This is a genomic window from Microcoleus sp. FACHB-SPT15 (assembly GCF_014849525.1).
Lineage (GTDB): Bacteria > Cyanobacteriota > Cyanobacteriia > Cyanobacteriales > Coleofasciculaceae > Symplocastrum > Symplocastrum torsivum.
Genome location: NZ_JACJNU010000008.1, coordinates 44,479 through 57,214 on the forward strand (window position 1 = coordinate 44,479; position 12,736 = coordinate 57,214).

General features: G+C 45.3%; 8 protein-coding genes. 4 read left to right on the forward strand and 4 right to left on the reverse strand.

What is annotated here, in order from left to right:
* The first annotated feature begins 272 nt into the window (after positions 1-272).
* The 3 genes from treZ (H6F98_RS03890) (at position 273) to treY (ending at position 7,025) form a co-directional block, all read left to right on the forward strand.
* Positions 273-2,102: a malto-oligosyltrehalose trehalohydrolase gene (treZ, locus tag H6F98_RS03890; RefSeq protein WP_192217371.1), complete on the forward strand. Its 1,830-nt coding sequence runs from the start codon at positions 273-275 to the stop codon at positions 2,100-2,102.
* A gap of 242 nt (positions 2,103-2,344) precedes the next feature.
* Positions 2,345-4,168 (forward strand): malto-oligosyltrehalose trehalohydrolase, encoded by a 1,824-nt coding sequence (gene treZ, locus H6F98_RS03895; protein WP_192217372.1) that lies wholly within the window; start codon positions 2,345-2,347, stop codon positions 4,166-4,168.
* A 64-nt stretch (positions 4,169-4,232) separates the two neighbouring features.
* The gene (gene treY / locus H6F98_RS03900) at positions 4,233-7,025 is read left to right on the forward strand and encodes a malto-oligosyltrehalose synthase (RefSeq protein WP_192217373.1); all 2,793 of its coding nucleotides are present in this window, start codon (positions 4,233-4,235) and stop codon (positions 7,023-7,025) included.
* Between the two features lie 101 nt (positions 7,026-7,126).
* On the opposite strand, the gene H6F98_RS03905 is transcribed toward treY, so the two are convergent.
* The 3 genes from H6F98_RS03905 to H6F98_RS03915 all read right to left on the reverse strand — a co-directional run bounded on the left by H6F98_RS03905 (position 7,127) and on the right by H6F98_RS03915 (position 9,740).
* The gene (locus H6F98_RS03905; protein ID WP_192217374.1) at positions 7,127-7,843 is read right to left on the reverse strand and encodes a Crp/Fnr family transcriptional regulator; all 717 of its coding nucleotides are present in this window, start codon (positions 7,841-7,843) and stop codon (positions 7,127-7,129) included.
* 243 nt (positions 7,844-8,086) lie between these two features.
* Positions 8,087-8,803 carry a Crp/Fnr family transcriptional regulator gene (locus H6F98_RS03910; RefSeq protein WP_192217375.1) on the reverse strand — a complete coding sequence of 239 codons (717 nt, stop codon included), beginning with the start codon at positions 8,801-8,803 and terminating at the stop codon, positions 8,087-8,089.
* 376 nt (positions 8,804-9,179) lie between these two features.
* A complete protein-coding gene (locus H6F98_RS03915) occupies positions 9,180-9,740 on the reverse strand; it encodes an isochorismatase family cysteine hydrolase (RefSeq protein WP_192217376.1) in 561 nt (186 codons plus the stop codon).
* Positions 9,741-9,861: 121 nt separating this feature from the next.
* Between H6F98_RS03915 and H6F98_RS03920 the strand changes: the two genes are divergently transcribed.
* On the forward strand, positions 9,862-10,062 hold the full coding sequence (locus tag H6F98_RS03920) for a hypothetical protein (RefSeq protein ID WP_192217377.1): 201 nt from the start codon (positions 9,862-9,864) through the stop codon (positions 10,060-10,062).
* A gap of 169 nt (positions 10,063-10,231) precedes the next feature.
* Here the strand turns inward: H6F98_RS03920 and glgX are convergent, their stop codons facing one another.
* On the reverse strand, positions 10,232-12,361 hold the full coding sequence (glgX, locus tag H6F98_RS03925) for a glycogen debranching protein GlgX (protein ID WP_192217378.1): 2,130 nt from the start codon (positions 12,359-12,361) through the stop codon (positions 10,232-10,234).
* Positions 12,362-12,736: the final 375 nt, after the last annotated feature.

Genomic DNA, 12,736 nt, shown 5'->3' on the forward strand with positions numbered 1-12,736 from the left:
TTTCAATTTTCAAGCAGGAGAGCGGTAATATTTCATGCCACAAGACAAGCTGTGGTTACTGAAATCGTTAATTGTAATAGCTTGATAAACTAAAAAGCGATCACCTATTTCCTTTGAATTGACCATTGAGTATCTACCGATACAAATTAGTTTAACATGGGCATTCATTACTATTAATCAGGCTCAATAGACACAACTTCTATTGAATTGATTTGATGTTTGTCGCTTAATCAAAAAAACTAGATGTACATTCCAAGTGGGGAGAATTAAAGATGAAAGTTGGTTCTAATTATCTGGGTGATGGTCGTTGTGAATTTACCGTTTGGGCACCTCCTCACGACGAGGTAGCTCTACAAATTGTCTCCCCTGAAGACCGCTTGCTCCCCATGCAAAAGGATGAAATGGGGTACTTTAAGGTGCTAGCTGAAGGCGTTGAGCCAGGAACGCTTTATTTCTACAAAATAGCAGGAGACAATAGACCTGATCCCGCTTCTCATTCTCAACCTAAAGATGTACATGGGCCTTCTGAGGTAGTTGATCATAGCTTCTCCGGCTGGACTGATTCGGGTTGGTCGGGTGTTCCCTTGGAGGAAATGATTATCTATGAATTGCACGTTGGTACATTCACGCCAGAAGGGACTTTTGAAGCAATTATTCCCCGCTTAGGTGAGTTAAAAGAGTTTGGGGTAAATGCGATCGAGATTATGCCTGTTGCCCAATTTCCAGGCGATCGCAACTGGGGATACGATGGCGTTTATACCTATGGGGTGCAGCATTCCTATGGTGGCCCTGAAGGATTGAAGAAACTGGTTGATGCCTGCCATCAGCAAGGTTTGTCAATCATTCTTGATGTGGTTTACAACCACTTTGGACCAGAAGGAAATTACACCAGTTTGTTTGGGCCCTACTTTACGGATGCGTACAAAACTCCTTGGGGCGCAGCAATCAACTTTGATGATGTTCACAGCGAGGGGGTGCGGAATTATTTTATTGAAAATGCCCTGTACTGGTTCGAGAACTACCACTTTGATGCGCTGCGATTAGATGCCATCCACGCCATTTATGACTTGGGGGCAAAACACGTCTTACAAGACATGGCAGAAAAAGTTGAAGCCCTCTCCGCTTCTCTGGGTAGAAAATTTTATCTAATTGCTGAAAGCGATTTAAACGATGTTCGGGTAATTCGTGAGAAGGAATTGGGTGGACATGGCATGGATGCCCAGTGGAGTGATGACTTCCATCACGCGATTCATACAGCAATCACTGGAGAACAAACAGGCTATTACAAAGATTTCGGCAAAATCGAACAGCTAGCAAAAGCCTATAAAGAAAGCTTTGTTTACTCCTGGGAATACGCTCCTCATCGTAAGAGATTCCATGGTAGCGATGCACGCGATCGCCCTGGTCATCAATTCGTCGTCTGCACCCAAAATCACGACCAAGTTGGTAATCGAATGCTAGGTGAGCGTTTAACCCATCTAGTATCCTTTGAAGGTTTAAAACTTGCGGCTGGCACGTTGATGCTTTCTCCTTACATTCCCATGCTATTTATGGGTGAAGAGTATGGAGAAGACTCTCCTTTCCTCTACTTTGTCAGCCACACAGACCCAGATTTAGTTGAGGCAGTAAGGCAGGGAAGAAAAAGAGAGTTTGCTGACTTCCATGCAGAAGGCGAATTTATCGATCCCTTTAGTCTTGATGCGTTCCAACAATCTCAACTGAAATGGGAGAAACGGCAGGAAGGCAAACATAAAGTCCTGCTAGAACTTTATCAGCACTTAATTCAATTACGCCGCACAATTCCTGCTCTGAAAAGCCTCGATAAGCAGAATCTGCAAGCCTCTGCTGCTGAAGAACAAAAGCTTCTAGTTCTCCGCCGTGGGAGTGGTACAAGCCAAGTCCTATGCATGATGAACTTCAATGATAAAGATGTCACTTTCCAAGAAACATCTTCAGGTGGTACTTGGCGAAAGATTTTGGATTCTTCGGATTCTAAATGGCTGGGTGCAGGTTCTACAATGCCAGAAAAGCTGATGCAAGAACAGGAAGTGACAATTCGCCCACAAAGTTTTGTACTCTACGAACTGGAACCCTTAGCCTAATCAATTGAAGTTGGCTTCATGTCAGTTTTGCAAGCAACAAAGTGTAGTAGTTCGTTTAGAGAAAAATGCAGGGTTATCTTTAACTACCAGTAAACTCTGTAGGGGCGCACGGCTGTGCGCCCTACCCTATTCAATCCGACCTACATAAGTGACATAGTGATCATGGTTCAGTTTCTTTAAGTCTTACGTCTAACTTGGCAACAGCGTCATGGTAAGTTTGGGCGATGTGAAGGGAATTAAAGATGAAAGTTGGCTCTAATTATCTTGGTGACGGTCGTTGTGAATTTATCGTTTGGGCACCCACTCATGAAGAGGTTGCTGTAGAAGTCGTTTCCCCTACTCATCGGTCACTCCCCATGCAAAAAGATGAATGGGGATACTTCAAGGTACTCGCTGAAGATATTGAGCCAGGAACACTTTATTTCTACAAACTAGGAGGAGAAACAGATAAACCTGACCCTGCTTCACATTCTCAACCGAAGGATGTGCATGGCCCTTCTGAGGTAGTCGATCACACTCAGATGAACTGGACTGATGCAGGTTGGTCTGGCATTCCCTTAGAGGAAATGATTATCTATGAACTGCATGTCGGAACGTTTACCGCTGAAGGCACGTTTGAAGCCATTATTCCTCGTTTGCGGGAGTTGTACGAGTTTGGGATAAATGCGATCGAACTGATGCCAATTGGGCAATTTCCGGGAAACCGAAACTGGGGTTATGATGGCGTTTTTCCCTATGCCGCACAGCATTCCTATGGTGGATCAGAAGGATTGAAAAAACTGGTCGATGCAGCTCATCAACAGGGGATATCAATCATTCTTGATGTGATTTACAATCACTTTGGACCCGAAGGGAACTGCATGAGTGACTATGCACCCTACTTCACCGAAAGCTATCAAACGGCTTGGGGGAATGCAATTAACTTTGATAAGCAATACAGTTACGGTGTGCGAAATTACTTTATCGAAAACGCCCTATATTGGTTTGAGACGTTTCACATTGATGCTCTGAGATTAGATGCTAGTGACAACATATTTGATATTGGGGTCAAGCACTTCTTGCAAGAACTAGCAGAAAATGTAGATGCCCTTTCCAAAAAACAAGGTAGGAAATTTTATCTGACCGCAGAAAACGACCTAAGTGATACAAAAGTCATTCGTTCCATTGAAGCAGGGGGCTATGGTATAGATGCTCAATGGAATGATGCTTTCCACCATTGTCTGCATAGCCTAATAACAGAGGAAAAGGCTGGGTATTACGAAGATTACGGCAGATGTGAACAACTGGCGAAGGCGTTTAAAGAAGGTTTTGTTTACTCTGGACAATACTCACCTTTCCGCAAAAAGTTCCATGGCAGTGATTCAAGCGCTATTCCCGGTCATCAATTTGTCGTTTTCATTCAAAATCACGATCAAGTTGGCAATCGGGCATTAGGCGATCGCTTAACTCATCTAGTATCATTTGAAGCGTTAAAACTCGCTGCTGGTGTACTCCTACTGGCTCCCAACATTCCCCTAATCTTCATGGGAGAAGAGTATGCAGAAGATGCACCATTCCTCTATTTTGTGAGTCATACAGACCAGAAATTAGTTGAGGTAGTTAGAGAAGGAAGAAAAAAAGATTTTGCTGCATTTCATTTAGAAGGAGAGTTCATCGACCCGTTCAGTGAAGATACATTCAAAAAATGTCAGTTGAACTGGGAGGATCGGCAAGAAGGTAAACACAAAGTGCTACTAGACCTTTATCAGCATTTAATCCACTTGCGTCGCACGCTTCCAGCGCTGAAAACACTCGACAAACAAAATTTAGAGGCTTCCGTAATTGAAGAAGATAAGCTGATGTTCCTCCATCGGTGGAGTCAGAACAGCCAAATCTTATGCATAATGAACTTTAGTGAAAAAGATGTCTCTTTTAACGCAACACTTCCTAGCGGTAATTGGCAAAAGACTTTAGACTCTTCGGAATCGAAATGGATGGGTTTGGGTTCTACATTGCCAGACAAGCTGAGGCAAGAACAGGAAGTTACAATTAGACCGCACAGTTTTGTGTTGTACCAGATGGAATAGGGTGCGTTATTAACGCCCTCTACATTGACGAGCCAAAATATTTATTAGGAGTAATCATTCAATCATGCGAATTCCCAGAGCAACTTACCGAATTCAATTTCAGTCGGAATTTAAGTTTGAGGCAGCAAAAAATATCATTGCTTATCTGGCTGATTTAGGAATTTCTGATCTCTACGCTTCACCGATATTTAAAGCCACACCAGGCAGTACCCACGGCTATGATGTTGTTGACCCGACTCAACTGAATCCAGAATTAGGTGCGCCAGAAGATTTTGAAGCACTAACAAGTGAAATTAAGAACCATGACATGGGATGGGTGCAGGATATTGTTCCCAACCACATGGCTTATCATAGCCAAAATACTTGGCTGATGGATGTTCTTGAAAATGGGCCTGATTCGGATTATCGTGACTACTTCGATATTGAATGGGAACACCCTTATGAAGACACTAAGGGACGAGTGCTTGCCCCGATGATGGGCAGTTTTTATGGAGAAGCTTTGGAGAATGGCGAGATTCAGCTCAACTATGAAGAAAATGGGTTAAGCGTCAATTACTATGCTTTGAAATTACCTGTCCGAATCGAATCGTATGGTCGGTTTATCGGTCAGAATTTAGGACAATTAGCAAGAGAGTTAGGAAAGCGCCATCCAGATTTCCTCAAGTTATTGGGTATTCTTTATCTGATAAAAAGCATACCTAACGAAACTAAAGGAAAAGAACGATATGGTCAGATAGCTTTTGTTAAAGTACTTTTGTGGGAAGTCTATACACAAAATCCGGAAGTCAAAGACTTCATTGATAGCAATGTGAAGTTTTTTAATGGAGAGAAGGGGAACCCTGATAGTTTCCATCTTCTCGATCATTTGTTACAAGAGCAGTTCTACCGCCTATCGTTCTGGAAAGTCGGTGCAGAAGAAATCAATTATCGTAGATTTTTTACTGTTAATGAACTGATTTGCATGAGGGTGCAAGAACTCAAAGTTTTTAACAAAACTCATGATTTGATAAGCCAGTTAGTTGAACAAGGTAAAATAACCGGATTAAGAATAGACCACATTGATGGACTTTATGACCCAACAGAATATCTAAAGCGGCTTCGGGAAAAAACAGGAGATGTCTACATCACTGTTGAAAAGATTTTGGAACTTGAAGAAGATTTACCTAGCGGTTGGCTGGTTCAGGGTACAAGTGGCTATGATTTTTTGAACTATGTCAATGGTATTTTCTGCAAAACTGAGAGCGAGAAACAATTCACTGATATATACAGGATATTTAGTAACTCTGAAACTTCTTACGAGCAGCTATTTATTGATAAAAAACAGCTAATCGTTGAGAAGAACTTGGCGGGAGATGTAGATAATTTAGCTCAAATTCTGAAAAAAATAGCAGGTCAATCCCGACTGGGTATTGACTTTACCATGAATGGTCTGAAAAGAACGCTTTCAGAAGTATTGTGCCTTTTCCCGGTTTATCGCACCTACGTCAATGGGGATGGAATAAGTGAAGACGATCGCATTTACATCAAGGAAGCGATCGAAGAAGCAAGAGGACGAGTTCCGCTACTCTTGAACGAACTTAACTATATTGAAAAATTGCTCTTACTTGAATGGGAAGAGGGGTTAACAGAAGAACAAAAAGCTCTACGGCTTCACTTCGTGATGAGGTTCCAACAGTTGAGTGGCCCTTTGATGGCGAAAGGGATTGAGGACACACTGTTTTATCTATATAACCGCTATCTCGCTTTGAACGAAGTCGGAGGCAATCCTGGAAAATTTGGCATCACCCTCGATGAGTTCCATGAAGTCAATCAAAAACAAAGTGCGCTTTGGCTTCACAAGATGAATGCTACTGCCACCCATGACACCAAGCGGGGGGAAGATGTCCGAGCAAGGTTACATGTACTTTCAGAAATACCAGACGAATGGGAAAAACAGGTAATAACTTGGATTCAACTCAATCGTTCTAAGAAAAACGAGTTGAGGGGGAGAGCGGTTCCGGTTCCCAATGATGAATACTTCTTTTATCAGACGTTGCTTGGTTCTTATCCGTTTGATGAGAGCGAGAATGAGTCGTTCATTGGACGGGTTAAAGACTATATGCTCAAGTCTGTAAGAGAAGCTAAGCTGCATACTGCTTGGCTACGCCCTGATAGTGATTATGAAGAAGGATTCCTTGCCTTTGTGGAGAAGGTTTTAGAGCCTTCTGACTCGAATGAGTTCATGAAGGAGTTTCTCCCATTCCAAAAGTGGGTGGCGGGCTATGGAATCTTTAACTCGCTTTCACAGGTGTTGCTGAAATATACCGCTCCTGGTGTACCCGATACCTATCAAGGAACGGAGTTATGGGATTTGAGTATGGTAGACCCAGATAATCGTCGTCCTGTTGATTATGAACAGCGAATGTCGTTTTTGAAGGACATTAAGGAGAGACAACAGACAGATATTGGGAAGCTAACTGATGAGCTACTTTCTACTAAGGAAGATGGCAGGATTAAGCTGTTCCTAACTCACAAAGTTCTTCAAGCGAGAAAAGAAAATTTGGACGTTTTCCAGAAGGGAGATTATCAGCCAATTGAGGTTAGTGGAAAGTTTAAGGAACATATTGTGGCGTTCGCGAGAAGCTTTGGGGATACAACTGCGATCGCAATTGCTCCTCGATTCTTCACTAGCTTAGTTCAGCCAGGAGACTATCCTATTGGTGAAGTTTGGGCAGATACTCAGTTACAGCTTCCACAAGGAAGGCAGTCTAGCTGGCGAGATGCGATCACCAATCAGACGATTTCTGGAACAGGTGCGATCGCGCAAATCCTACAACACTTCCCCGTGGCATTGCTCGTCAGCCAGCACAACCAGTAATCCTAGCTATTACTAGCGCCACCACAGTACGTAGCAGAGGATTACACTAACCGGAAGTTCCCTAGAGAGGAGCTTCCGGGTTGGGTTTCTGTCGAAATGAGCTAACCGCGCCCAGTACCTAGCAACCTAGTGTACTCACCGTTGATGATTTCATAACACTCACAAGAAGCGGCTTCCAATCCTTCCCGATTCAGGATGGTAATTTTTCCACGGTTGTAACGAATCAGTCCGGCCTGTTGAAGCGTGTTAGCTGCCTCCGTGACACCCGCACGTCGTACACCCAGCATCTGGGAGATAAATTCTTGAGTCAGAGGTAACTCGTTTGACCCTACACGGTCACAGATGAGCAGTAGCCAACGAGCAAGTCTCTGCTCCAGATGATGGAGTCGATTGCAGGCAACGTTTTGCGAAATGAAGGAATGCTGTGCTTGCATATACCGCAGCAGCAGACTTTGCAGTACACCACCTCGCTGAAACTCACTTTTAAGCAAGCTTGCCTTCATCCTCATCGCAGAGTTGGGTATCTGCACCGTCGCGGTTGTAGTTGTGATGTTGTCTCCCAAAGCGGCAGGGATACCTGCAATTCCGTCGTTACCCACTAAGCCAACTTCGACCGTCGAGCCATCTTCCAGAGTGGCGAGGAAAGAAACTATTGACCGATGAGGGAAATAGACGTATTCAATGGGTTCACCAACCTCGTAAAGGACTTGTTTAGAAGAGAGCGAGACGTGTTGTAGATGGGGAATAAGGTGTTGGTACTCCGCATCTGGCAGAGCAGCTAGCAGTCGATTGACTGCCTGGGGGAAGCCTTCAGACATCGGGTATTAGGAATCTCCTAAGGTTGAGCCGTTGCAAAAAACAACTGACGCCATCAGGAGAAGAATTTAGAACCTAGTCCGAATGTCAAAAGGTGTTAGTTGACCAGAAAATTGAAAAACTGGCTTTATGTATGATAACTATTAAACATTCCCCGCCGCCTATATCGCTTGCGATATAGGCGGCGGAGTTTTAAGACTTCTACCGCAGCCGTGCGATCGCTTTTCTATCTGACCTAAGATCTCTCAATCGTTCCCAGTACCTAGCAACCTAGCGTACTCGCCCTTGATAATTTTATAACACGGACAGGAAGCGGCTTCTAATTCCTGCCGACTCAGAATGGTAATTCTGCCACGGTTGTAGCGAATCAATCCTGCCTGTTGAAGACGATTAGCCGCCTCCGTGACACCCGCACGTCGTACAGCCAGCATCTTGGAGATAAATTCCTGAGTCAGCCACAACTCGTTTGACTCGATACGGTCACAGAAGAGCAATAGCCAACGGGCAAGTCTTTCATCGAGCTGATGGAGGCGGTTGCAGGCAGCAGTTTGCGAGGTTTGGGCGTACAGCGCTTGCGTATACCGTAGCAGAAGATTTTGCAGTGAGCCACCCTGCTGAAACTCGGTTTTTAGCAAGCTTGCCTCCATCCTCATGCCAGAGTCTTCTCGCTGCACCATTGCGGTTGTGCTCGCGATGTTGTCTCCCAAAACGGCGGGAATACCTACCATCCCCTCATTACCCACCAAGCCGACTTCAACATTCAAGCCTTCTTCCGGAGAGGCAATCAAAGAAACTATTGCCCGATGGGGGAAATAAACGTATTCGATTGATTCACCCCTCTTGTGAAGGACTTGCTGGAGAGGGAGCGGCACGTACTCTAGATGGGGAACAAGGCGTTGGTACTCAGCATCTGGCAAAGCAGCTAGCAATTGATTCACTGCCTTGGGCGACGGTTCAGACATTTCGTATTAGGAATCTCCTAGAGTTGAGCCGTTGCAAAAAACAACTGACGGCATCAGGAGAAGAATTTAGACCCTAATCCGAATGTCAAAGGTGTTGATTGACTGGGAAATTGAAAACCCACCTTTTATAGATTAACAGTTGACATTTTCCGCCGCCTATACCGCAAGCGGTATAGGCGGCGGAGCCTTAATTGTATTTTTTAATACCTACAAACTTAACTTAACTCTTTATCTAAAATAGCTATAAATCATGAATAACAATCAACACCGTCTCAACCCATGAAGGTTATTGAAGCAGCAGAGGCATAAATAAGCTAGCAGCCCTGTAGTACACTTTGTAAAAACATTGGGACGTACCTCAGCCTCAAATCTTGTATTAATCCTCACATCCGCCGGGGAAGGAATTCCTTGGTGCAGCGAGGAACCCCTCAGAAAGCCCCGCTTCACGCAGACGGTTCGCACCAATATTTCTACTGAGTACCGCTAGTCCTGCCAGGTGTGCTTGCAATCCCGCTGTACTAGCGCAGCAATCAGTAAGAATGAGCGGTTCAATGCCAATGTCAAAAACATCCATCGCCATTTTCAACACGCACATATCGGTATCAATACCAACCAGAAAAACTTGTTCAATACGCTGTTTGCGAAGGTAGGAAGCTAATTCATTTGGCATCCCGCATAGTCCGGGTTTGGAAAAAACTCGTTCTGGTTTTACCCAAGGTTCTAGTTCTGGGACAATGTTAATCTCTGGTTCACTGTCGCAACTATGCCAATCGAGAAGTTGTTGGTAGGGTCCATCTGGGGCGTTGATAAACCGAGTAAAAAGGATGGACGCATACTCCTGGCGCTGGATTAAACGGGCAACTCGTTGTGGGATGTGATGGGTAAATTCGTTGATAAAACCCACTTGCACATCAACAATGATTAATAGCTCTGACATTGGAAAAAGCGATCGCACATGTAGAAGTGGATAAATTCAAGCTCAGTCTCAGGATAGGGTATTCCTCACAACAGGAAATCTAAGCTGAGGTATATTCAGTTACTAATTTGAGGATAAACTCATGCCTGGTGGTCATGCTAGCCATAAAGGGTCTTCCATAAAACCCAATACCAATGCTGAGGGTGTAATTAATTCTACGGATGATGCTCCAGTAGACATTCCTGATATTGTTACCCAAAGTAGCACTCCAACCCGACCCGATGAAGCTCCGGAGAATGTGGCTGCTACTCAACGCCCTGAAGATAACAACGAACAAGAGTGAACGACCTAACCCAAAGTAGAGTTAAGTAGGCTAAAAGACGTTTCACCTGCAACTGCTCCATATTCCCAAAAGAATCCCACCCCTTTAAGAGGTGGGATTTTCAATAGTATCCTTTGTCAGGTTGTCGCTTCCAACCGCTGAGCCGACCTTAAATTGGTACCGATACGATCTAGGAAGTACGACGTAGCACCACAACCGATCGCCCTGTCACTGGCACCGCTTGCGAACCTGTGTAAACCTTCTCCTCTTTGAGGAAGCGAGGCTCCTTGGTGTCAATCACAACAGACCACTCTTTGTTACTTAACGCATCCGCTAAGGCAAACTCGATTGTTTCATAGTGGGCGTTAAAGAACAGGAGGAAACTATCATCGCTGACGCGCTGACCTTGGGGGCCGGGGCTGGGAATTTGACCTCCATCCAAGAACACCCCAATCGACTTGGCATAACCAACTTCCCACTCCTCGTCAGTCATCTCAGTGCCATCGGTATTGAACCAAGCGATATCACTAATGGCTTTTCCGTGAATTGCTTGACCTTGGAACCATTTGCGTCGCCGAAATACCGGATGCTGACGGCGGAAGAAGATAAGTTCACGGGTAAAATCTAACAGCTCCTCATTTCCCTCAACCAAGTTCCAATCGAACCAGGAGATGTCCGAATCTTGGCAGTAGCCATTATTGTTGCCCTTTTGGCTGCGCCCCATTTCATCTCCACCTAGCAACATCGGGATGCCTTGGGACAGGATTAGGGTGGTGAGCATATTCCGGCGCTGCTGCTCCCGCAACCGCAGCACTTCTGGGTCATCGGTTTCACCTTCGGCTCCACAATTCCAAGAGCGGTTGTGGCTTTCACCGTCCATGCTATTTTCCCCGTTCGCCTCGTTGTGCTTCTCGTTGTAGCTGACGAGATCGTTCAGAGTGAAGCCATCGTGAGCGGTGATGAAGTTGATACTCGCATTTGGTCGCCGTCCATTCGTCTGAAAATACAGGTCAGGACTACCCGTGAAACGGTAAGCAAATTCCCCTAAGCCACTCTCCTCACCGCGCCAGTAGTCCCGCATGGTATCGCGATACTTACCATTCCACTCCGACCAGAGTACGGGGAAGTTACCGACTTGATAGCCACCTTCTCCAATATCCCAAGGTTCAGCAATCAGCTTCACACCCGCTAAGGTTGGGTCTTGGTGAATGATGTCAAAGAACGCTGCCAGACTATCCACTTCATAGAGTTCTCGCGCCAACGCTGAGGCTAAATCAAAGCGGAAGCCATCGACGTGCATGTGCGTCACCCAATAGCGCAGACTATCCATGATTAGCTTCAGGACTTGGGCATGGCGCACGTTTAGGGAGTTGCCGCAGCCTGTATAGTCCATGTAGTAACGGGGATCGTCTTCCATCAGACGGTAATAAGTGGCATTGTCAATGCCTCGCAGAGTCACAGTTGGACCCTTATGATTGCCTTCGCCTGTGTGGTTGTAGACGACATCCAGAATCACCTCAATCCCAGCGTTGTGCAGCGCCTTGACCAGTTCCTTGAACTCCTTGACTTGTCCTCCCAGAGTTCCACTGGCACTGTAGCCGGAGAAGGGAGCAAAGTAGTTGATGGAATCGTAGCCCCAGTAATTCTTTAGTCCCTTGTCAGCCAGATGTCCCGGCTGGGACAAGTAGTGATGAACGGGCATCAGCTCAACGGCTGTGATTCCCAACCTTTGAAGATGTGCGATCGCAGCAGGGTGTGCCATTCCTGCATAAGTCCCCCGCAGGTTTTCCGGGATATCCGGGTGCAGCTTGGTAAAACCCTTGACGTGAGTCTCATAAATAACAGTTTCGTGCCAGGGGATTCGCAGCAGCTTGTCACCACCCCAATCAAAGGACTCATCCACAACAACAGACTTCGGAACCAGATGGGCATCATCTAGATCAGAAAATGATAGATCTTCTTCAGGTGAATCCCAAGAGTAGGCGAACAGTTCCGGGCCATTGCCAACTTCGCCATCAATTGCTTTGCCATAGGGGTCAATCAGCAGTTTGTTGGGGTTGAAGCGATGGCCCTCCTGGGGTGCCCACGGCCCATGCACGCGGAACCCATAGCGTTGACCGGGACTGATCCCAGGCAGATAGCCGTGCCATACGAAGTTACTGACCTCAGTCAACTGTACCCGTGTCTCTTTGTCGTCTCTATCAAATAAACAAAGCTCAACACCTGTTGCATTTTCCGAGTACAACGCAAAGTTTGTACCTTTGCCATCCCAGTCAGACCCTAAGGGATAAACTCTACCAGGCCAGATTGCTATATGCATACATGAATCTCCCAGAAAAACGAATACTCAGCCAGAATCAACTCCCCACTTTGAGGAGTTGACAAAACAAAAATAAGAAGTTTCCAAGCGTAATCTGAATAATAATTGCTGTTGTTCTTAATGCTTGGAAAGTCTTAGAATAGGTCTGAAAAGTAGCCTAGATAGCTTTTTAGGGTATCAATGGCTTATCAATACGAAAGACCAATTTTCTCTTTCAGAGTGCTTTTGAACCCAGTGGAAATACCCTGAAGTCTTCTAACTCAGGCTTTTCAAACCTACTCCTTAGATTTAGATAAAGCGGCAACCTCAAGTTAGTTTACCGACTCTTGGTAGAAACCCAATCCGCCTACGGATAGAAAGCTATAGTGATTCTCG